Source organism: Pantoea sp. SYBGC1 (assembly GCF_057197005.1).
Window position 1 is genome coordinate 55142 of record NZ_JBXUNM010000002.1, and the last position, 22627, is coordinate 77768.

General features: G+C 57.7%; 16 protein-coding genes and 2 pseudogenes. 6 read left to right on the forward strand and 12 right to left on the reverse strand.

Annotation, left to right across the window (positions count from 1 at the left end; translation table 11 throughout):
* The first annotated feature begins 88 nt into the window (after positions 1-88).
* From malK to malM, 3 genes are all read left to right on the forward strand, one after another.
* Positions 89-1213 carry a maltose/maltodextrin ABC transporter ATP-binding protein MalK gene (gene malK / locus AC2CF9_RS05775; RefSeq protein ID WP_150017145.1) on the forward strand — a complete coding sequence of 375 codons (1125 nt, stop codon included), beginning with the start codon at positions 89-91 and terminating at the stop codon, positions 1211-1213.
* 26 nt (positions 1214-1239) lie between these two features.
* Positions 1240-2541 carry a maltoporin gene (locus AC2CF9_RS05780; RefSeq protein ID WP_040113487.1) on the forward strand — a complete coding sequence of 434 codons (1302 nt, stop codon included), beginning with the start codon at positions 1240-1242 and terminating at the stop codon, positions 2539-2541.
* A gap of 114 nt (positions 2542-2655) precedes the next feature.
* The gene (gene malM / locus AC2CF9_RS05785) at positions 2656-3567 is read left to right on the forward strand and encodes a maltose operon protein MalM (protein WP_150017144.1); all 912 of its coding nucleotides are present in this window, start codon (positions 2656-2658) and stop codon (positions 3565-3567) included.
* 89 nt (positions 3568-3656) lie between these two features.
* Here the strand turns inward: malM and malQ (AC2CF9_RS05790) are convergent, their stop codons facing one another.
* The 4 genes and pseudogenes from malQ (AC2CF9_RS05790) to malP all read right to left on the reverse strand — a co-directional run bounded on the left by malQ (AC2CF9_RS05790) (position 3657) and on the right by malP (position 9352).
* Positions 3657-5711 (reverse strand): 4-alpha-glucanotransferase, encoded by a 2055-nt coding sequence (gene malQ / locus AC2CF9_RS05790; protein WP_484556472.1) that lies wholly within the window; start codon positions 5709-5711, stop codon positions 3657-3659.
* A gap of 8 nt (positions 5712-5719) precedes the next feature.
* Positions 5720-5965 (reverse strand): annotated as a pseudogene (locus AC2CF9_RS05795) (glycogen/starch/alpha-glucan phosphorylase); the annotation flags it as partial.
* On the reverse strand, positions 5964-6947 hold the full coding sequence (gene malQ / locus AC2CF9_RS05800) for a 4-alpha-glucanotransferase (protein WP_484556473.1): 984 nt from the start codon (positions 6945-6947) through the stop codon (positions 5964-5966). The gene malQ (AC2CF9_RS05800) and the pseudogene AC2CF9_RS05795, both read right to left, overlap by 2 nt.
* A gap of 2 nt (positions 6948-6949) precedes the next feature.
* Positions 6950-9352, reverse strand: coding sequence for a maltodextrin phosphorylase (malP, locus tag AC2CF9_RS05805; RefSeq protein ID WP_484556474.1), 2403 nt, complete (start codon positions 9350-9352; stop codon positions 6950-6952).
* Between the two features lie 275 nt (positions 9353-9627).
* Here malP and malT point away from each other — a divergent pair, with 275 nt between their 5' ends.
* The 3 genes and pseudogenes from malT (at position 9628) to AC2CF9_RS05820 (ending at position 13873) form a co-directional block, all read left to right on the forward strand.
* Complete coding sequence (gene malT, locus AC2CF9_RS05810; RefSeq protein ID WP_150017141.1) at positions 9628-12330, forward strand: HTH-type transcriptional regulator MalT; 2703 nt, start codon at positions 9628-9630, stop codon at positions 12328-12330.
* An 81-nt stretch (positions 12331-12411) separates the two neighbouring features.
* Positions 12412-12943, forward strand: a pseudogene (locus AC2CF9_RS05815) (phenolic acid decarboxylase).
* A gap of 198 nt (positions 12944-13141) precedes the next feature.
* Positions 13142-13873 (forward strand): YoaK family protein, encoded by a 732-nt coding sequence (locus tag AC2CF9_RS05820; RefSeq protein ID WP_108569853.1) that lies wholly within the window; start codon positions 13142-13144, stop codon positions 13871-13873.
* 467 nt (positions 13874-14340) lie between these two features.
* Here the strand turns inward: AC2CF9_RS05820 and AC2CF9_RS05825 are convergent, their stop codons facing one another.
* The 8 genes from AC2CF9_RS05825 to AC2CF9_RS05860 form a co-directional block, all read right to left on the reverse strand.
* Positions 14341-14646 carry a HigA family addiction module antitoxin gene (locus AC2CF9_RS05825; protein ID WP_150017139.1) on the reverse strand — a complete coding sequence of 102 codons (306 nt, stop codon included), beginning with the start codon at positions 14644-14646 and terminating at the stop codon, positions 14341-14343.
* Positions 14647-14779: 133 nt separating this feature from the next.
* The gene (gene fdhA / locus AC2CF9_RS05830; RefSeq protein ID WP_071668338.1) at positions 14780-15973 is read right to left on the reverse strand and encodes a formaldehyde dehydrogenase, glutathione-independent; all 1194 of its coding nucleotides are present in this window, start codon (positions 15971-15973) and stop codon (positions 14780-14782) included.
* A 371-nt stretch (positions 15974-16344) separates the two neighbouring features.
* The gene (locus AC2CF9_RS05835; RefSeq protein WP_484556475.1) at positions 16345-17157 is read right to left on the reverse strand and encodes a Brp/Blh family beta-carotene 15,15'-dioxygenase; all 813 of its coding nucleotides are present in this window, start codon (positions 17155-17157) and stop codon (positions 16345-16347) included.
* The gene (locus tag AC2CF9_RS05840) at positions 17154-17867 is read right to left on the reverse strand and encodes a bacteriorhodopsin (protein ID WP_484556476.1); all 714 of its coding nucleotides are present in this window, start codon (positions 17865-17867) and stop codon (positions 17154-17156) included. Before AC2CF9_RS05840 ends, AC2CF9_RS05835 begins: the two co-directional genes overlap by 4 nt.
* A gap of 418 nt (positions 17868-18285) precedes the next feature.
* On the reverse strand, positions 18286-18708 hold the full coding sequence (locus AC2CF9_RS05845; protein ID WP_484556477.1) for a thiol-disulfide oxidoreductase DCC family protein: 423 nt from the start codon (positions 18706-18708) through the stop codon (positions 18286-18288).
* Between the two features lie 53 nt (positions 18709-18761).
* Positions 18762-21023 carry a xanthine dehydrogenase family protein molybdopterin-binding subunit gene (locus AC2CF9_RS05850; RefSeq protein ID WP_484556478.1) on the reverse strand — a complete coding sequence of 754 codons (2262 nt, stop codon included), beginning with the start codon at positions 21021-21023 and terminating at the stop codon, positions 18762-18764.
* A gap of 12 nt (positions 21024-21035) precedes the next feature.
* On the reverse strand, positions 21036-22028 hold the full coding sequence (locus AC2CF9_RS05855) for an FAD binding domain-containing protein (protein WP_484556479.1): 993 nt from the start codon (positions 22026-22028) through the stop codon (positions 21036-21038).
* Positions 22025-22513 carry a (2Fe-2S)-binding protein gene (locus AC2CF9_RS05860; RefSeq protein WP_071668343.1) on the reverse strand — a complete coding sequence of 163 codons (489 nt, stop codon included), beginning with the start codon at positions 22511-22513 and terminating at the stop codon, positions 22025-22027. Before AC2CF9_RS05860 ends, AC2CF9_RS05855 begins: the two co-directional genes overlap by 4 nt.
* Between the last annotated feature and the right edge of the window lie 114 nt (positions 22514-22627).

Here is a 22627-nt window from a genome sequence, read left to right on the forward strand (position 1 = left end):
GTCAGCGGCTGCCGGGGCTTTCATGATGAGCCACAGAATCGGCCAGCAGTCATATCAGCCAACAGGGCACGTTGAGAGGAAAAGTATTATGGCGAGCGTTGCGTTACGTCATGTCTCCAAAACATGGGGTGAAACCGAAGTCTCGAAAGATATCAATCTTGAGATTGCCGAAGGTGAATTTGTGGTGTTTGTCGGACCATCCGGCTGCGGTAAGTCGACCCTGCTACGGATGATTGCCGGGCTTGAAACCATCACTAAAGGCGACCTGCTGATAGGCGGCAAGCGCATGAATGAGGTCCCGCCAGCAGAACGCGGGATCGGCATGGTGTTTCAGTCCTATGCGCTCTATCCGCATCTGGACGTTGCGGAAAATATGTCCTTTGGCCTGAAGCTGGCCGGCGTCAGGCGTGCTGAGATCCAGCAGCGTGTAAACCAGGTAGCCGAGGTGCTGCAGCTGGCGCATCTGCTGGACAGGCGGCCTAAAGCGCTCTCCGGCGGTCAGCGGCAGCGGGTGGCGATTGGCCGGACACTGGTGGCTGAACCGCGCGTTTTTCTGCTCGACGAGCCGTTATCCAACCTTGATGCCGCGCTGCGCGTCCAGATGCGCATCGAAATTTCGCGGCTGCATAAACGGCTGAAGCGCACCATGATCTACGTTACCCACGATCAGGTAGAAGCGATGACGCTCGCCGACAAAATTGTGGTGCTCGAAGCAGGGCGCATCGCGCAGATTGGCAAACCGCTTGAACTTTATCACTACCCCGCCAATCGCTTTGTCGCCGGCTTTATCGGTTCCCCGCGGATGAATTTCCTTCCGGTAAAAGTGACCGCCACCGCAATCGATCAGGTTCAAGTGCGTCTGCCCAACAATCAGCTGGTCTGGCTGCCGGTCGAGAGCACCGACGTGCAGATCGGCAGCAACATGTCACTGGGTATCCGGCCTGAGCATCTGCTCTCCAGCGATATCGCCGATGTCACCCTGGAGGGAGAGGTGCAGGTCGTTGAGCAGCTCGGCAATGAAACGCAAATCCACATTCAAATTCCCGCCATCCGTCAAAACCTGGTTTATCGCCAGGAGGACGTGGTGCTGGCAGAAGAGGGCGCCCTGATGGGCATCGGCCTGCCGCCGGAACGCTGTCATCTGTTTCGTGAAGATGGCAGCGCCTGTCGCAGGCTGCATCAGGAGCCTGGTGTGTACCCTGCAAAACAATAAAAGCAATGATCTCAGGAGATAAATAAATGATAACTCTGCGCAAACTCCCCGTGGCGATCGCCATCGCTGCGGGTACCCTGTCCGCCTCCTCTATGGCGGTGGACTTCACCGGTTACGCCCGTTCCGGCATTGGCTGGACCGGCAGCGGCGGTGAACAACAGTGCTTCCAGGCGACCGGCGCACAAAGTAAGTACCGTCTGGGTAACGAATGTGAAACCTACGCCGAGCTTAAGCTGGGACAGGAAGTCTGGAAGGAGGGCGATAAGAGTTTCTATTTTGACACCAACGTTGCCTACTCCGTATCGCAGCAGAATGACTGGGAGGCAACTTCACCTGCTTTCCGCGAAGCCAACGTTAAAGGCAAAAACCTGATTGACGCTTTGCCGGGCTCTACCATCTGGGCCGGTAAGCGCTTTTATCAGCGTCACGACGTGCATATGATCGACTTCTACTACTGGGATATCTCCGGTCCCGGCGCAGGCCTGGAAGATGTTGACCTCGGCTTCGGCAAACTCTCTTTCGCCGCCACGCGCTCATCAGAAGCGGGCGGCTCCTACACCTTCTCCAGCGATCGCATCCGCGACTACGCAACCAGCACCGCAAACGACGTGTTTGATGTGCGCCTGGCGGGTCTGGAGACCAACCCGGATGGCGTGCTGGAGCTCGGCGTCGACTATGGCCGTGCCAATGCGCGCGACGGGTATCGTCTGGAGGATGGCGCGTCCAAAGATGGCTGGCTTTTCACCGCCGAACATACGCAGAGCATGCTGAAAGGCTACAACAAGTTTGTACTTCAGTACGCAACGGACGCGCTGACCTCGCAGGGCAAAGGGCTGCCGCAGGGCACGAATATCAACAACGACGGCAAAATGTACCGCGTGCTGGATCACGGTGCCATCTCGCTGGCCGAGCGCTGGGACCTGATGTACGTCGCGATGTATCAGAACACCGACCTCGATAATAATCGCGGCAACGAGTGGTACACCGTGGGCGTGCGCCCGATGTACAAATGGACGCCTATCATGAGCACGCTGCTTGAGCTGGGCTACGACAATGTGAAGTCGCAGCAGGTTGGCGATCGCAACGGGCAGTACAAAATTACCCTGGCCCAGCAGTGGCAGGCGGGCGACAGCATCTGGTCCCGTCCGGCGCTGCGCCTGTTTGCGACCTATGCCAAATGGGATGAGAAGTGGGGCTATAGCAAAAATGCAGATGGCAACCTGACTACGCTGGCCGCAGCTGACAGCACCGGTAACGGCCTGTTCACCAATAGCCGGGGCGACAATGACGAGTGGAGCTTTGGCGCACAGATGGAAATCTGGTGGTAAGCCACAGCGTTACCCTGTAACAGAACGGCCGCATCCGTCGGTGCGGCTCACCGATTAGGCAGCGCTGGCCATTGCCTGGTGCCGGCACTGCCTCCAGCTATCAGAGATAAAACGATGAAAAAAACGCTTACCGCGCTCTGCCTGAGCGCTGCGCTGCTGGCCGGCGTCACGCTGCCCGCTGTCGCTGATATTAATCTGGTGCCGCAGGATCTCTCCACAGCGCCCGTCGTTTCACCCGAAACTTTGCAGCGCCTGAACTGGCAACCTGCTGACACGTCGCGTGCGGTAACCACTCTGCTGAGCGACAGCGGCACCGGAAATACTCTGCCGGGTATCCGTGGTCCGGTTGCGGCGTATAGCCTGCCAGCCAGTCAGGGTGAGCTGACCGTTACGCTGAGCAGCGAGGTCGCTGACAACCGCGTGTTCGCGCCTAATGTACTGGTGCTCGATGAAAACCTGCGTCCGGCAGCGTGGTTCCCGTCGCAGTTCTTTGCTTACCAGCAGCCGGGCGTCATGAGCGCCGATCGTCTTGAAGGCGTAATGAAACTGACGCCGGTGCCGGGACAGCAGAAAATTTATCTGCTGGTCTTTACCACCGACAGAGATCTGACCCAGACCACCACGCTGGTCGATCCGGCCAAAGCTTACGCGAGAGGCACCGGCCATGCGGTTCCTGATATTCCCGATCCGGTTGCCACACACAGCCAGAGCGGCAGGCTGAAGCTGAAAGTCTCCACCAGTTCCGCGTCCTCTATTCTGGTTGGCCCGCTGTTTGGTTCATCAACACCGGCTCCGGTTATGATCGGCAATACTCAGGCGCCTGCGCCCGCTGCCGTGCGTCCCGCCTCTGCCGTGAAGCCGGTGCCGCTGGAAAACGACACCGAGAGTTACTTCAATCAGAATATCCGTCAGGCGGTCAGCCAGGGCAACATTGATAAAGCGCTGAAGCTATTGAATGAGGCCGAACGACTGGGGTCCACCTCAGCGCGGCAAACGTTTATCAGCAGTGTAAAAGGCAAGGGGTGAACCTGCCCCGACAGTGCTGAGTTGCAGCACCTGGTGCGCTCCGGCGCACCTTTTTTATTGCAAAAAACGCCCCGGCCCGGGGCGTCTGATCAGGGGCGTTGCTGACGCACGTGACTGACCTCCTGCAGCAGGCGCGTGATCCCTTCATCCGTAAACATCGCCTCCAGCGACAGCGTGAGCTTACGGCGCCAGTTAGGGTAACTCTCCACCGTACCGGGCACGTTTACCGGCCGATCCATATCGAGCCACTCCTCCGGCTGCAGGCCAAGCAGGGCGCTGTTACTGGCCGCCACCAGGCGGTGAACCGCACGGTTTATCGCGCGGCGCATAGGCGCGCGGCCGCGCTGAAGCGGATAGCGGTGCACCAGCGCTCCCTGCTGCTGCAGCGTATGCAGCAGCGCCTTTTTTGCCGCCGCGCGCTCGCGGTACAGACCCGCCAGGATCGCTTTATCCGGATAGAGGCCCAGCCTGCTGCCCAGCGTTAAGTCATCACTCTGCCACCAGCCGCGCAGGGTAGGCATATCATGCGTGGTGACAACTGCCATCGCCTGCCGTGGCCAGGCTTCCGGCGCGCGAAAAGCGCGCGGTGCCGTCTGCTCAAAGTAGAGCACTTTGTAGGAGTAGACGCCGCTGTCGCGCAGCTTAGCGACAATCGCTTCCGGTACAGTGCCCAGATCCTCACCTATCACCATACAGCGATGGCGCTGGCTCTCCAGCGCGAGAATGGCCAGCAGGGCATCAACCGGATAGTGAACGTAGGCGCCCTCAGCGGCCTTCTCATGTTCTGGTATCCACCAGAGGCGCAGCAGCGCCATCACGTGATCAATCCGCAGCGCGCCGCAGTCGCGCATATTGGCCCGCAGCAGATCGATCCACGGGGTAAACGCACGCATTGTCAGGATCTGCGGATCCATCGGCGGCAGCCCCCAGTTTTGCCCCAGCGGCCCCAGGATATCGGGCGGCGCACCCACGCTGGCCTGCAGGCAATAGAGATCGCGTTCGCGCCAGGTCTCTGCGCCATCCTGCGCGACGCCTACCGCCAGATCGCGGTAGAGGCCAACCGGCATCTGCTGCGCGCAGCAGACGGACCAGCAGGCTGCGAACTGAGAGGCGGCCAGCCACTGCAGCCAGAGGTAAAAGCGTACTTCGTCGCTATGTTCAATACGAAACGCCAGTACGGCGGCGCTGTCGGGATGCTGATACGCTTCCGGCCAGCTTCTCCAGCCGTAGAGCGCAGGATTTTTAGCGCGCTGATGCGCCTGCAGCGCATCAAACAACGCCTGACTCAGCAGGCTCTGTCCGCCCGCTTTTACAAACGCATCAAACTCCTGCATCACCGGCTCATCCGGCGAACGTCGCCTGAACTGTCGCCAGGCCAGGCGTAAGCCCTCCAGCTTTAGCGCAGTAACGGCGGCGTAATCCACCCATTCGCTGTCACGCGCGGCCGCAAGCCGCTGTTGGGTATCAGGCTGCTGCCACCACGCCTGCGCCGCCTCACTGAGTCTGAAATCCTCCACGCTGTTGACGTCGATATAGAGCACGTTCAGCCAGCGGCGCGAGGAGGGGCTGTAGGGGCTGGCGCCCTCAGGATTAGCCGGAAAGAGGGCGTGCAGCGGATTGAGCCCGATAAACGCGCCGCCGCGCTGCGCGATCTCTGCCGCCATCTGGCGCAGATCGCCAAAGTCGCCGATGCCCCAGTTATGCTGCGATCGCAGCGTATAGAGCTGCACGCAGCAGCCCCAGAGCCTGTCGCCAGCCAGCAATGCCGGTGGCTCATAGCAGCGCGGCGGCGCAACAATCAGGCTGCAGCGCGACAACAGCGCCGGCTGCGTCAGGGTCAGCTGATGATAGCCTTCCGGCAGTGCCGGCAACCGCAGCGTTTCACCAGGCTGGCACTCACCTGACCAGCGCTCGCCCGCTTCACTGGTCAGCTCCCATGCTGCCCTCCCGCTCAGCGCCGGCTCTACTATCACGGCTTCTCCGCCACGAAAAATCGCTACCGGGGGCAGCGCTGAGGGCGTGGCGAGAGGCGGCTGTATGATTGTGTGCAGCCACTGCTCGGTGGCGGCCGGAATGCGGCGCGGCCTGCCGTGAGCGTCAATATATTCCGGCGCGATCAGCGTTGCCGGAGTAAGCGTTGTCATTGTCATCTTCAGCGCACCGCCTGCCAGATATGTTGCTGATAGTCACGAATAGCGCGATCGGCGCTGAACATGCCGCAGCGTGCGGTATTCAGGATCGCCGCGCGGGTCCAGGCTTCACTATCGGCCCAACGTTTTTCTGCATCCTGCTGCGCATTGAGATAGTGGCGGAAATCGGCCAGTACCAGATAAGGATCGCCACCCTCCGCCCCGAGACTTTTCACCAGCGCATCAAACGCCGTGCAATCGCCGTCGCTACGCCAGTACGGCGGCGCTGTCGGGATGCTGATACGCTTCCGGCCAGCTTCTCCAGCCGTAGAGCGCAGGATTTTTAGCGCGCTGATGCGCCTGCAGCGCATCAAACAACGCCTGACTCAGCAGGCTCTGTCCGCCCGCTTTTACAAACGCATCAAACTCCTGCATCACCGGCTCATCCGGCGAACGTCGCCTGAACTGTCGCCAGGCCAGGCGTAAGCCCTCCAGCTTTAGCGCAGTAACGGCGGCGTAATCCACCCATTCGCTGTCACGCGCGGCCGCAAGCCGCTGTTGGGTATCAGGCTGCTGCCACCACGCCTGCGCCGCCTCACTGAGTCTGAAATCCTCCACGCTGTTGACGTCGATATAGAGCACGTTCAGCCAGCGGCGCGAGGAGGGGCTGTAGGGGCTGGCGCCCTCAGGATTAGCCGGAAAGAGGGCGTGCAGCGGATTGAGCCCGATAAACGCGCCGCCGCGCTGCGCGATCTCTGCCGCCATCTGGCGCAGATCGCCAAAGTCGCCGATGCCCCAGTTATGCTGCGATCGCAGCGTATAGAGCTGCACGCAGCAGCCCCAGAGCCTGTCGCCAGCCAGCAATGCCGGTGGCTCATAGCAGCGCGGCGGCGCAACAATCAGGCTGCAGCGCGACAACAGCGCCGGCTGCGTCAGGGTCAGCTGATGATAGCCTTCCGGCAGTGCCGGCAACCGCAGCGTTTCACCAGGCTGGCACTCACCTGACCAGCGCTCGCCCGCTTCACTGGTCAGCTCCCATGCTGCCCTCCCGCTCAGCGCCGGCTCTACTATCACGGCTTCTCCGCCACGAAAAATCGCTACCGGGGGCAGCGCTGAGGGCGTGGCGAGAGGCGGCTGTATGATTGTGTGCAGCCACTGCTCGGTGGCGGCCGGAATGCGGCGCGGCCTGCCGTGAGCGTCAATATATTCCGGCGCGATCAGCGTTGCCGGAGTAAGCGTTGTCATTGTCATCTTCAGCGCACCGCCTGCCAGATATGTTGCTGATAGTCACGAATAGCGCGATCGGCGCTGAACATGCCGCAGCGTGCGGTATTCAGGATCGCCGCGCGGGTCCAGGCTTCACTATCGGCCCAACGTTTTTCTGCATCCTGCTGCGCATTGAGATAGTGGCGGAAATCGGCCAGTACCAGATAAGGATCGCCACCCTCCGCCCCGAGACTTTTCACCAGCGCATCAAACGCCGTGCAATCGCCGTCGCTAAAGGTGCCATCCTCCAGCGCTGTCAGCACCTGATGCAGCTGTTTATCTTTTTTGCGCCAGACCGCCGGGGCGTAACCCGCTTTTTTCAGCGCGCTGACCTGCTCCACGGTATGGCCAAAGATAAAGATGTTCTCGTCGCCAACCTCGCGGGCAATCTCCACGTTAGCGCCATCCAGCGTACCGATGGTCAGGGCGCCGTTCAGCGCCAGCTTCATATTGCCGGTGCCTGACGCCTCTTTGCCAGCCGTGGAGATCTGTTCCGAGAGATCGGCTGCCGGGATCAGCCTTTCTGCGACCGAGACGTTATAGTCCGGGATAAACACCACCTTCAGCCGATCGCCCACGCGCGGATCGGCATTTATCGTCATGGCAACTTTGTTAATGGCGTAGATAATATTTTTAGCCAGCGCATAGCCGGGTGCCGCTTTTGCGCCAAACAGCATCACACGCGGCGCCAGGTTGGCCTGCGGATCGCTGACCAGCGTCTGCCACAGTGCAATAATATGCAGCAGCATCAGATGCTGACGCTTGTATTCATGCAGCCGTTTTATCTGTACATCAAACAGCGCGTCCGGATTAATCACAATGCCGGTTTTCTGTTCCACCCACTGCGCCAGCTCGCGTTTGTTCTGCTGTTTGATAGCGCGATATTCTGCGCGGAATGAGGCGTCTTCTGCCAAGGGCTCCAGCGCGCGCAGCGCGTCGAGATCGGTCAGCCAGGGTTTATTCAGCGAGCGGTCAATCAGTGCAGCGAGCGCCGGGTTACACTGATTGATCCAGCGGCGCGGCGTCACGCCGTTCGTCACATTATGGAATTTCGCCGGCCAGAGCGCGTGATATTCGGGAAAAAGATCCTCTGTTACCAGCTTTGAGTGCAGGGCAGCGACGCCGTTAACGGCAAAACAGGTTACCACGCAGAGGTTAGCCATGCGCACCTGGTGGTTATGCACCACCGCCAGTCTGGCCCAGATGGCAGCATTGCCGGGCCACTGCGCCTCAACCTGCTGCTTAAGGGCCGCATTGATTGCATTCACAATCATTATGTGGCGCGGCAGCAGGGTTCGGAACAGCGTCAGATCCCAGCACTCCAGCGCCTCCGGCATCAGCGTGTGGTTGGTATAGGCAAAGGTGCGCTGCGTCAGCTGCCAGGCGCTTTCCCAGCTGAAATCATACTCATCCAGCAGCAGGCGCATCAGCTCCGGAATCGCCAGAGTGGGATGCGTATCGTTAAGCTGAATGACTTCGCGATCGGCCAGCGTTTCAATAGCATGACCCGCCTGCTGATGGCGGCGCAGAATATCCGCTAGCGAACAGGCGCACTGAAAATATTGCTGCATCAGGCGCAGTTTCTTACCCGCCTGATGGTTATCGTTGGGGTAGAGCACTTTAGTCAGCTTCTCTGCATCAATGCCCTGCTTTTCTGCCCGTAAAAAATCGCCGTTATTGAACCGCTGCAGGTCAAACGGCTGCGCGTGGCTCGCCTGCCACAGGCGCAACGGCTGAACCACCCCGTTCTGGTAACCCACAACCGGCAGATCCCAGGCCTCACCCTGCAGCTGAAACGCCGGGATCCAGCGGGTTTTTCCCTGCTCAGCGATCACCTTGCCGCCCAGATTAACCGTTACCGTCAGCGCCGCATTATGGCGAAACCAGGGGTAGCGATTTCGCCCCCAGTCATCCGGCTGCTCCTGCTGCGCCCCGTCGCTAAAATGCTGCCGGAACAGTCCGTACTGATAATTGAGGCCATAACCGATAGCGGGCTGACCCGTGGTTGCCATCGCATCGAGAAAACAGGCGGCCAGGCGACCCAGACCGCCGTTTCCCAGCGCCGGATCGATCTCCTGCTCCAGCACATCGCTCAGCGACTGCCCCTGCTGCTGCAGCAAATCGTTCAGCGCCGGATACCAGCCGAGGTTAAGCAGGTTATTGCCGGTCAGACGGCCGGTGAGAAACTCCATCGAAATATAGTTAACGTGGCGCTGCGGTCCCGCTGCCGGCTGCGCGGGCAGTTCAGCCAGCAGTTCGGCAAGCGCACCGCTCAGGGCATGCCACCACTGCTGCCGGGTCATCGCCTGCGCACCGGACAGGCCAAAGCGCTGCCACTGACGCGTCAGGGCAGCAGAAAAGCGATCGGAATCAAAAGGTAACTGGGTCATGGCTTAAGCATCCGTCAGAGGAAAAGGTCAGCGTGCATTTTGCCTGCGCCTTTCAGGTATCTCCTCCTCCCCGGCACTATTCAGGCAGGAGGATAGAGAGGGAGGAGAGGGTAAGGAAACTCCGAAAGCGTGACAGGAGTGTGATACCCCTCGCTTTTGTTAAGCCGCGCTGCTGAGTTCGCTTGCATTAAGATGGCGTATAGATAACGTGTATGTCGAATAATTACGAAGCGTAAAATAATACTGCGCAGACGTTAACGGAGGAGCGTGCGTCGATGTTGATCCCGTCAAAACTGAGTCGTCCTGTGCGCCATGACGCCATGGTGGTCCGTAGCCGTCTGCTGCAGAAACTGAATGCCGCTGCCGTTTACCGGTTAGTGCTGATTACCAGTCCCGCAGGGTACGGTAAAACCACGCTGATTTCGCAGTGGGCGGCAGAAAAGCGCGACTTGGGCTGGTATTCGCTGGATGAGGGGGATAATCAGCCGGAACGGTTTGCTGACTATCTGATTGCTGCGCTGCAGCAGGCCACTCAGGGCAGCTGCAGCCGCAGTGAATCGCTGGCGCAAAAGCGGCACTACGTTAATCTCAATGCGCTTTTCTCGCAGCTGTTTATTGAGCTGGCTGACTATCAGCGTCCGGCCTGGCTGGTTATTGACGATTATCATCATATTACTAATCCGGTTATTCATGAGGCGATGCGCTTTTTTCTGAAGCATCAGCCGGAAAATCTGACCCTGGTGGTGCTGTCGCGCGGTCTGCCACAGCTGGGCATCGCCAATCTGCGCGTGCGTGAACAGCTGCTGGAGCTGAGCAGCCAGCAGCTTGCTTTTACGCACGATGAAGCTAAACAATTTTTTGCTAACCGGCTGCAGGCGCCGCTGCCCGGCGAAGAGAGCGACCAGTTGTGTGACGATGTGGCAGGCTGGGCGACCGCACTGCAGCTAATTGCTATCTCTGCCCGGCAGGGCGCAGGCTCGGCGCAGGACTCCGCGCGTCGTTTGTCAGGCATCAACGCCAGCCATCTCACCGATTATCTGGTTGAGGAGGTTCTGGATACTGTCGATGCCGATACCCGTCAGTTTCTGCTGAAGAGTGCGCTGCTGCGCTCAATGAATGACGCCCTCGTGACGTCAGTCACGGGTGAAGACAATGGCCGCATGCGGCTGGAGGAGATTGAGCGGCAGGGGCTGTTTTTACAGCGCATGGATAATGCGGGCGAGTGGTTCAGCTACCATCCGCTGTTTGGCAGTTTTCTGCGCCAGCGCTGTCAGTGGGAGCTTAGCGCGGAGCTGCCGGCCCTGCATCGTGCGGCGGCACGTGGCTGGATGAGGCAGGGTTTTCCGGGCGAGGCGATTCACCATGCCCTGGCCTCGGGTGATACCGATATGCTGCGCGACGTGCTGCTGGAGCACGCCTGGACCCTGTTTAATCAAAGCGAACTGGCGCTGCTGGAGTCTTCGCTGCGGGTACTGCCATGGCCGCTATTGCTGGAAAACCCGGAGCTGGTGCTGCTGCAGGCGTGGCTGATGCAGAGCCAGCATCGTTTTTCCGAAGTTAACAGCCTGCTGGCGCAGTTTGAACAGCAGCGCCGCTGTGAGATGGATGCCTCTCTGCAGGGCGAGCTGCATGCGATACGCGCTCAGGTGGCCATCAATGATGGCAATGCGGATGAAGCCGCGCAGCTGGCGCGTCTTGCCCTGCAGCTGCTGCCGGCGTCGAAAAGCTACAGCCGCATTGTCGCGACCTCTGTCCACGGCGAGGTCATGCACTGCAAAGGTGAGCTGGCTGATTCGCTGGCCCTGATGCGTCAGACAGAGCAGATGGCGCGGCATGAAGAGACCTGGCACTACGTTCTCTGGAGCCTGATCCAGCAGAGCGAAATTCTCTTTGCACAGGGATTTTTACAATCGGCGTGGGAGATGCAGGAAAAGGCGTTTCGCCTGGTTCACGAACAGCATCTCGCACAGTTTCCGCTGCATGAGTTTCTGTTACGCATTCGCGCGCAGCTATTCTGGGCTTGGGGCCGGCTTGATGAAGCTGAACAGGCGGCTCGCAGTGGCATGCAGGTGCTGCGCGGCTTTCCTCCGCAGCAGCAGATCCAGTGTCTGGGACTGCTGATCCAGTGCTCGCTGGCGCGGGGTAATCTGGATAATGCCCGATCACACATTACCCGGCTGGAGAATCTGCTCAATAACGGCACGCTGCATATCGACTGGATCGCCAACGCGGATAAAGCGCGTATCCTTTACTGGCAGCTGACCGGGGATAGCGCCAGCGCCAGCCAGTGGCTGCGCGTTACTTCCCGGCCGGCCAGCGCCAATAATCACTTCCTGCAGGAGCAGTGGCGTAACGTGGCGCGGGCACAGCTTCTGGCGGGCGATCTGATTCAGGCAGAAGTCATTCTGGATGAGCTGAATGAGAATGCCCAGGCGCTTCACCTCACCAGCGATTTTAACAGCAACCTGCTGCTGCTTAATCAGCTTTACTGGCAGACTAACCGTAAACCCGATGCGCAGCGGGTGCTGATTGCCGCCCTGAAGCTGGCGCGCAGTACAGGATTTATGAGTCAGTTTGTGATTGAGGGTGAGATCATGGCGCAGCAGCTGCGGCAGCTATTGCAGCTTTCGGTGCTGGAAGAGATAGATGAACATCGCGCCCGCCGCATCCTGCACGAAATTAATAAGTATCACCGGCATAAATTTGCTCATTTTGATGAGGGCTTTGTCAGCCGTTTACTCAACCATCCCGATGTTCCGGAGCTGGTCCGCACCAGCCCACTGACGCAGCGCGAATGGCAGGTGCTGGGTCTGATCTATTCCGGTTACAGCAATGAGCAGATTGCCGGCGAGCTTGATGTCGCCGCCACCACCATCAAAACCCACATTCGTAACCTCTATCAGAAACTGGGAGTGACACATCGCAATGAAGCCATGCACGAAGCGCGGTCGATGCTGAGACTGATGGGGTATGTGTAAACGTCGTTAAGCGATACGCAATTCCGTTTTACGCGCTATACCTTACCAGTACGCTTTTTTTACCCATTGGTGAGGTGAAGCATGAGTTCAATCGCATCAGCGACAGAACAGGCCAGCGATCTGTCTGCATTTATCGGAACCCACTTTGTTTATACCTATGACAACGGCTGGAAATATGAGTGGTATGCCCGTAATGCAACCACCTGCGACTACCGTATTCATCAGGGGCTCGTAGGGGGACGCTGGGTTACCCATCAGAAGATGCATGCGGTGCAGTTTGCACCCGGTATCTATAAGGTTGACTGGCATGAACCCACCGGCACCTGCGTAAGCCTGCTGTTCGACCTCGAACGTAAACTTATTCACGGCACGATTTTTTTCCCGCAGTGGATCGCCGGGGAAGGGCAGCATCCGGAAAAAACGATCTGTTATCAAAATGAATTTATTGGAGATATGCAGCGTTTTCGTGACGAGGGACCGGCCTATCCTTATATCATTCATCATCCCGGAGTTTGCTCAGGTCACTTATATGAAAAATGAGGGGCCAGACAATGACGAGGTGATCAACATGGCACCGGGACAGATGCCGGCTGATTATTTTGATAATAAGTAACGCCATAGCCGGAATCGCCCGTATTATGTGACAACGTCACTAAAAGCGGGTTATTCCGGCTCTCACTCTGAATTTGCATTTTCTGACATTATTAACTATTGAAAGCAGTTAGTTACAGGCGTCCTGGCCAGACTTCGCTATGCTGAATAGTGCGCTACGCTAATATTATGTGCCTTAACGCTGCGAGGTAAGAGAAGGATGCTGCTGAGAAAAAAGAAGTTACGTTCGCACAGCGAAGATCGCCTGCTGGCGCTCACGCTGGCGACCACTGCAGGTATACTTAACGCCATGGCATTCGGTGCTTTTGGTTTTTTCCCCTCCCATATGACCGGTAACACCTCCCAAATCTCTGCTGAAGTTTCAGGTTCCGATCTGCAGGATCTGTTGTTTCTGGCCGGCTTAATTCTGGCATTTGTCACCGGCTCAATGATTGCGCGCCTGACGGTTGCCTGGGGACTTAAACGCAATATCAGGACCATTTTTTGTCAGGTGCTTTTCGTCGAAGGGCTGCTTCTGCTGATGACGTCAGTGGTAGAGATCCTGTGGTACTCCGAACGCAACAACGGTGAAATCCTCGTCACGCTCGGCCTGCTGATGGGGATCCATAATTCCACCTCGACACAGCTCTCGTCTGGTCGCGTACGCTCAACGCACGTAACCGGTACGCTGACCGATGCCGGTATTGCGCTGGGCTCGTTTCTGCGGGCAACGTTCAGCAGCAGCGAAGCGGGGGAGCGCCATCTGCATCGCAAGCTTCTTTATACCCACCTTGTAACCATCTTCTCTTTTCTTACCGGCTGCGTGGCGGGCTATCTGCTGTTCCGGCACTTTGGCTTTAACGCAATGGCTATGCTGGGAATCGCGCTTTCGCTGATTGCAGCAGGCGGCATCGCCCGTACGCTGCATCTTACCGGCGTACGTTTCTGGTAACCCGACAAACTACACAGCACTCCGGTGCTGTTTTTTGCTGATAAAACCGGCAACGCTGGGTGAATTCTGCAGGGTAACCAGTGCTGCAATACCTGCAGAATTCACGTAGCGACGCCGGTTTTTTGAGCTGAAGCACCACGCCCATCATCACAACTCCCGTCAATACCCTCTTTATAAGTTCATATAAGTCCCATTATATGAAGTTGTACTTATAAAGATCGTTAGCAGTGACCGCCGCCTTCTCGCTGAACACTATGCGGGGAGTATTCAAACGTGGTCGGTAAGGTATTGGGACATGCACGCCGCGCCCAAACAATTTTTCCTGCAGCGTTTATCCTCAGGCAGGTAGCAACTGAAGAAAGATATCGTGTTCCACTCATATCGTTCTGCTTAAGCTCTTGCTTTCAGTGAAACGGCGCACAGTGTAGTGAGCAATTAACGCCAGCTGCTTACGTTACCCACAGGCTTCAGTTGACACCCTGCAGCGGGTCAGGCTTGAAGCTGGTATTCAGAACCGAGAGGTCAACAGTTTTGGCTGCCCGCTCTAAATCATAAGCGGCCTGAATGCGCAGCCATATCGCAGGCGTACTGCCAATCACGGCCGATAATTTGATCGCCATCTCTGGCGTTACCGCCGTTGCTCCCGATACTATTCTTGAAGCGGTGGAGGGAGCTACAGCTAAAGCACGCGCCAGCTCTCTGATACCGATCTGAAGATCTTCCATAATATCGGCAATGATTTCACCCGCGTGCGGGGGGTTATACATAGTCATTAATGATAAGCCTCATAATTCACAAGATATTGAATTTAACATAATCATGATTATGCGCACTTAAATAAGCGTAAGGCACAGCGCCTCTTCGCGCGTGCCTTACGCCTTGCCCAATAAGTTTACCTGCGCCAGACTATTTTGCCGTCAGCATGCCATGCGGATCCAGCACATACTTGGCGGCTACGCCGGCGTCGAACTGGGCATATCCCTGCGCCGCTTCTTCAAGCGGGATCACTTTGGCATTAACGATTTTCGCAATTGGCAGACGATCGTGCAGGATGGCGTTCATCAGCTGCCGGTTGTAACGCACCACCGGGGTTTGCCCGGTATGGAACGACTGCGCTTTAGACCAGCCGAGGCCGAACTTCAGGCTCAAAGAGCCTTCCTGTGCTGATTTATCGTGCGCGCCCGGATCTTCCGTCACATACAGGCCCGGAATGCCGATATTACCGGCCACGCGGGTGATCTCCATCATCTGATTCAGCACCACCGCCGGCTGCTCCTTACCGGAATGGCCGCGCGCTTCAAATCCGACGGCGTCGATAGCTGAATCGACTTCCGGCGTGCCGGTAACCTGCGCGACCATCTCTCCCAGGCGGTCATGCTGGCTCAGGTCGATCGGCACAAAGCCCATTTTCCTGGCGTGTTCCAGACGCTCTTTGTTGAAGTCTCCTACCATCACCACCGCCGCACCGAGGATCTGTGCTGAGGCCGCCGCGGCCAGCCCAACCGGACCGGCGCCTGCAACATAGGTGGTTGAGCCGACGCCCACGCCCGCGTTGATCGCGCCGTGAAACCCGGTCGGTAAAATGTCAGACAGCATGGTCAGATCCAGAATCTTCGCCAGCGCCTGGTCACGATCAGGGAATTTCAGCAGGTTAAAGTCCGCATAGGGCACCATCACATATTTCGCCTGCCCGCCTACCCAGCCACCCATATCAACATAGCCAAACGCGCCGCCCGCGCGCGCCGGATTGACGGTCAGGCAGACGCCGGTATCGAGTTCACGGCAGCACCGGCAGCGCCCGCAGGCAACGTTAAACGGCACCGAGACAATATCACCGACGTTAAGCATCTCAACGTCAGCGCCCTTTTCGATAATTTCACCGGTAATTTCATGGCCAAGCACCATACCCGCAGGCGCAGTGGTACGTCCGCGTACCATATGCTGATCTGAGCCACAGATATTGGTGGAGAGCACTTTAAGGATCACGGCGTGGCCAATCTTCTTGCCGGCCGGATTAGCAAAGACCGGATCGGCAATATCCTGTACCTCGACTTTACCTGGCCCCTGATACACCACACCGCGGTTGGAATTTGCGCCCATAAAATCTCCATTATATGTTGATATGCGTATTAACTGCCGGACACTTACGAAACCGTAAGATAATAAAGAGTGATGACGCGTTAAATCTAATACGCAATAGTGCGTAATTAAACAGAGAATGGATTGCGCGTGCCGGAGTTGTGACTGGCTTCATGAATGCAACAAGTGATCGCGCGCGAAAAGTCAATAATTACAAACAGATAGGTATATTAATTTTGAAATATCCGCGTGATGTCGCAAACTGACAGTACAATGTCGCATGGTGATGCGTTATTAATTAAAACAGTTGTTCTGGCAGGAAATTCTTATTATCTCACCTGCCATTTTCCTGCTTATATTTGAATAGAGGATGGCGTAATGAATGGCACGCATTATTTACGGTGCGGCGGTTTCTCAAACCACGGCGTAATCAGCAAATGAGGAATGGCCAGCGCAGCGAGCGCGGCAAACAGCGAACGCACGCCGGCGCTATCGGTGGGTTGCATCATAAACGTTATCGCTATCGCCAGCAGAATTGCCGCAGTCAGCACCGGCCAGACGGCGCGCAGGTAGTCTGCGTAATGTCTGAAGCCCAGTAAATCACGCCGTTCGCGGGTCTGCGGCAGCGCATGCAGGATCAAAAAGCCCACGGAAAAACCGACAAAGGGTGGCAGCACCAGCAGAGCCAGCGTTCCGGCCAGCAGACGCCTGTCGCGCCGCAGAATGCTTGCCAGCAACAGCGCTGCGGCGGTAAAGCCGCCTGCCACAGCCAGTGCTGCAGTTATGCTCTCCGGCATGGCAGATGCCAGCCCGGCCTGGTGCAAAATCGTCCGGTACTCTGCCAGATGCAGCGCGGCAGGCGTCGCAATCAGGCTGACGCCGCGCGCCAGTCGTTCAGCCAGAGATCCATACGGCGCATCTTCCAGCGCAAAATGGATAGCAGAGGCCAGCAGAAAGCCCGGCAGCGCGATTGCCGGCCGCCAGTGCCACCAGAACAGGCACAGCACAATTACCACGCCGTAACCCGCCAGAAAAACGCATTGCTGTTCGCGCCTGACAATCTCAAGATCGCTTGCACCGTGCGCCATGCCAATAATGCCGATAGCGACGATGGCGAACAGCAGCTGAACCGGCTGCGGACTGAAAGAGGCAGCCAGAGCTGCCCCCCAGAGCGTCAGCCAGCCGGTATGCTGCCGCAGGATCATACCCGCACGGCGCCATCGCGTTTTGCGTAGCGCAGCGCTTTTTCCAGATTCGCCGCCGCGTAGAAGGCGTAGAAAACTTTGGCGATAATATCCAGGATCAGGAATGCCCAAATCGAAGCTGGATCGGAAATGATTTTCAGCCCTTCCGGCCCGACCAGAAATACCACCGGATAGATAAACCAGACCACCGTCAGCAGCGCCACGTTTTTGTTATAGGCCCCCGCCAGCGCGCTGCCCCGCTCTGCCGCCATCCTCCGCAGCGGTCCCCACAGCAGATAAACCACGCCAAGAAATGCGGCGCAGGACCAGAGATACCAGACCCACTTTCCTGCTGCGGTTTCCGCCAGCGAAGAGATCAGGCCGGTCACAATCATCATCACATCCAGCACAATGATGGCGGTCAGAAAGCCGCCCATTTCACCCGGTTTGCCATGTTCATGAAAAGCCAGCATAACCAGCCCCGCCAGCAGAATCGGCGTGGTGACTGACCAGTCAGCATACCGTGCCATATAGACCGTCGTGCCGCTGTCGAGCGTGAGATTGCCGTAGCCAAACGCCATCGCCAGGTACGCCGTAGCGGCAATAAAAGGCACTGATGCATGCATCAGGGTATGGTGACGGGAGGGAAAGGTTTTACTGCCGGTGGCATAAATTGCCAGTGACGCAAGCGCCATTACCGAAAACCCGATGAGAAATGCAGTCTGGTCCATGTTAATTACTCCTGTACAGCGGCGTCATTAATACGTCCGCTGCGCTGCGAAAGAAAATAAGAGTCAGGGTATATTCCGGAAGAGAATATGCTTAAAGTATATGGCGTTATTTCTGTTCTGCCATTTTCCGCGAGGGTAAGTATTTTTGAGGGAAGAAATGGATGAAAATGCACTCTGTTAGTGAGGTGTAATTTGTTTTAATAAGCCTTAAAATGTAATTTAGTATGTAAAGAAACGTAGGCAAAACATTCGCTGCGACTTTCTGCCGCACGGAATGCCGTAAAATTACATTATAATCATGAAGTTGTAAAAATACCCGTAAACCATTCTGACGTAGCGCATAAGCGCGCACCATGCAGAAAATTTATTTACCTGCGCCGCTTATTATTATTTTCTGCTATGAAAGCACTGATGCTGTTCAACGCGCAATAAATCTTTCGGGAAAATCGGGAGAGAGGTGTCTGACATCACCATAGCGGCCAAAAAGGCGATAGCGGTTTCGGGCAATAAGGTTATATATCGCATTGCTTACCGCATCGGGGAAATAACGCAGCAGCGCAAAAATACGCCACCCGCTGTGGAGTCTTTTCATCACGCGACAGATTGCCTGGGCACGCAGCCAGTGTCCGTTTTCACCAATCAGCACAATGGTGCGGATATCGTCAACGGGCATGTTGACATGACGCAGCAAGGTTTTACCCTCCTCACTTTGCACGGTGGCAAACCGTACCCGCCGATCCAGCCGGTGTCGCAGCAAAAATGCTACCCAGCCGTTGCAGAGTTTGCACACGCCGTCATAAAGCACCACCTGTTCACCAGGCCTGAGATAGGGAATGGTCATATAAGCGCCCACGGGGTAAAGCGGCGGCATCCTCCTGACGCCGCCAGCCTGCATTAATCGAGTAACTTCTCCAGGGAAAGCGGCAGATCGCGAATGCGCTTGCCGGTTGCGTGATAGACGGCGTTACTGATAGCCGCAGCCATGCCGACAATACCCAGTTCGCCCACCGCTTTGCCGCCCATCAGCGTGGCGTGATGATCCGGTTCACCCACGTCGATAGTGATAATCTCCGGCACGTCAGCGTTCACCGCAATCAGATAGTCAGCGAGATTATTGTTCACGATGCGGGCGTTACGCGGATCGACCGCCCCGCCCTCCAGCAGTGCCTGCCCGAGCCCCATGACCATTCCGCCAATCCACTGGCTGCGCGCAAGTTTGGGGTTGTAGAGCCTCCCGCTGTCAAAGGCAGAGACCATACGTCTGACGCGCACCGTACCGAAATCTTCATCCACGCGCACTTCTACAAACTGCGCGCCCCAGCTGTGCGAAGAAAACGCTTCCGGCGTGGTCATCCGCGACATCGAGTGCACCGCTTTATCACGCTCTTCTGCACTTTCGCCCGGCTTAAAGGTGCCATCCGTTACCGCCAGCGTCTCTTCACCGCTCAGCCGCACCAGATCGCCCAGCGATACTGCCCGCTCCGGCTGACCTTTCAGGCATACGCCTCCTGCGCAGAGCGTCAGCTGTTCAGCGTCGGTCTGCGGGAACGGAGCATCTGAAGAAGCGCCAGCCAGCGCGTAGAGCCGGTCACGCAGTGCCACTGCCGTTTTATGCACAGCACCGGTCAGGTTGCCGGCCAGCTGCGAACCGCCCGCAACGCCGGCACGCGGCAGCCGGGTGTCGCCCAGCTCCACTTTTATACGGGTTGAATCAAGGCAGAGCACCTCTGCCGCGGTCTGCGCCAGAATGGTGTAGGTTCCGGTACCGATATCGGCGCCTGCACTCTGCACCACCAGCTCACCCTGACTGTTAAGGATCAGGCGCGCCTCAGCCGGGGCTTTGTTCACAGGATAGGTTGCCGTTGCCATGCCCCAGCCAATCAGCTCACGGCCTTCGCGCATTGAGCGCGGCGCCATGGTGCGATCTTTCCAGCCAAAGGCTTCCGCAGCCGCGCTGTAAGCCTCTTTCAGGCGGCGCGTACTCCACGGCAGGTTCTCCTGCGGATCCTGTTCTGCGTAGTTGCGCAGACGCAGCTCCAGCGGATCGATACCCAGCGCATAGGCCATCTCATCCATCGCCACCTCAAGCCCGAACGCGCTCGGGTTCTCACCGGGCGCGCGCATCCAGCCTGGCGTAACGGTGTTAATAGCGGCCACGTAATGACGTGAATAGACGTTGGGCACATCATAGATGCGTCCGGTGACTTTGTTCGTCCCTTCAGCGAAGGTGTCAATGAGCGAGGTATCACTCAAACCTTCATGCAGGATCGCCAGCAGTTTTCCATCCTGTGCAGCCCCCATCTCAATCGTCTGCTGCGTTGCCGGACGACCGCCCAGTCCGGTAAAGGTCTGCGGGCGCGACAGCGCCACTTTCACCGGACGCGTCAGCGCGCGCGATGCCACGCAGGCCAGCGCCACATGGGTATAGGGCACGGGTTTTGATCCAAAACCGCCGCCCACATAGGGAGAAATCACCCGAACCTGCTGCTGTTCAATGCCGAGCCATTCAGCTATTTCAGTCTGTGCACCCATCACCCACTGGCTTGGCTCCCATACCGTGAGCGCATTATCCTGCCATGAGGCGATACAGGCGTGCGGTTCCATCGGCATGTTATATTCACGCGGTGTGGCGTAGCAGCTTTTGATTTTCACTTCTGCCTGCGCCATCGCCTGCTGCGCATTACCCATTTCAACGGTCGCGCTCTCCTGGCGCTCCGCTGCCGGATCGTCCATCCAGACCAGCGGCTTCGCTTCCTCATAGCGCACTTTCACGAGGCTGGCAGCCCAGGTCGCCTGCTCAAACGTTTCTGCCACCACCAGCCCGATGTTCTGACCGTTATGAATGATTTTGTCATCCTGCAGCGGTGTGTAGGTAGACTGCGCCGCGCCGCCATCAGCAATGGCGGTGGGCTTGTTAATCTTCAGCGGATTGAGATGGGTATAAATCGCCACTACGCCAGGCTGCTGTTCCGCCTCAGCGGTATCGATATCCGTCATCCGGCCGCTGGCGATAGTGGACTGCACCACCACGCCATACAGCATATTCTCAGGCTGATACTCCGCCGCATAGCGCGCAGCGCCGGTGACTTTTACCACGCCGTCGCCCCGACTGCGTCCGGCACCGAGTGCCTGATAGTTCTGTTCCTGCTTGTCCATACAATCTCCCCGTTACGCCTTGCCGCCAGCCTGAAGTAGTGCACGTGCAATCACGCGCGGTGTCAGCACTTTTTTGTGCTGATTCTGCGGCAGTGTTTTCGCATCCTGCACGATACGCTCTGCGGCACGACGCAGCGTCTGTTCATCAAACGGCTGGCCGCGCAGCGCTCCTTCCACCTGCTGTGCCCGCCAGGGTTTTGTCGCCACGCCGCCGACGGCAATACGCACGTCACGGATACGGTCGCCATCCAGCTCAATACCAACGGCAGCACTGGCGGCAGCAAATTCATACGAGCTGCGATCGCGCACCTTCAGGTAGTGCGAATGTTTCAGCGCGGCGGTGCGCGGCAGCTCCACCGCAATAATCATCTCATCGCTGGCAAGATCGTGCTCCAGATGCGGCGTATCGCCGGGCAGCAGATAGAACTGATCGATCGGGATACGGCGCTCGCGCTGTGCGGCATTGCGCACGATAACCACGGCATCAAAGGCGGTCAGTGCGACAGCCAGATCGCCCGGATAAACCGCAATACAGCTGTCACTGGTACCCAGAATGGCGTGGTTGCCGTTAATGCCCTCCAGCGCGGCGCAGCCCGAGCCCGGATTGCGCTTATTACAGGCGCTGAACGTATGCGGATCGCGGAAGTACACGCAGCGGGTACGCTGCAGCAGGTTGCCGCCAATGGTGGCCATGTTACGCAGCTGCGGCGACGCCGCCTGCCACAGGCTGTGATAAATCGCCGGCGCTTCACGCTGACACTCTGCGTGATGCTCCAGTTCGCTCATGCGCGTCAGCGCGCCAATGCGCAGGCTGTCAGCACTGAACGCAATTTCACGCATCTCCTGCAGACCGCTGATATCCACCAGCGCCGCGGGCTGTTCCACGTCACATTTCATTAAGTCAATCTGCGTGGTGCCACCTGCCAGAAACCGGCTGCCGGCACGCTGCTTCTGCTGCAGCGCCTGTTCAGGGCTGTTCGCCGCAAGGTAATCAAAGGGATTCATCGCGCCTCCGAACTGAGATCGGCGGCGGCCTGCTGAATGGCGTCGACGATATTAGGATAAGCACCGCAGCGGCAAAGGTTACCGCTCATATACTCCCGGATCTCGTCAGCAGATCCGGCATGTCCTTCGGCAATGCAGGCGGCGGCAGACATGATCTGCCCCGGCGTGCAGTAGCCGCACTGAAACGCGTCATGCTCCAGAAAACGCGCCTGAACCGGATGTAGCGTACCGTCAGGTCGCGCCAGACCTTCAATAGTGGTGACCTGCTGCCCGTTAGCCTGCACGGCCAGCGTCAGGCAGCTCAGCACCCGCTTGCCATTAATATGCACGGTACAGGCGCCACACTGGCCCTGATCGCAGCCCTTTTTTGTACCGGTCAGCGTCAGGTGTTCACGCAGCGCGTCCAGCAGCGTCACGCGCGGGTCGACGCTAAGTTCAATGGGCTGCCCATTGACTTCGAGGTGCAGTTGTATGTTTTCTGACATGGCTCATTTCCAATAGTGAAAGAATCGATCGGGATGCGCTTAGGATCTCTTAATAGCGTGCGCACCCGCTAAGTCTAGACGCTGAGCGCATTTCGGAAGGTGTTGTCAGAAAAA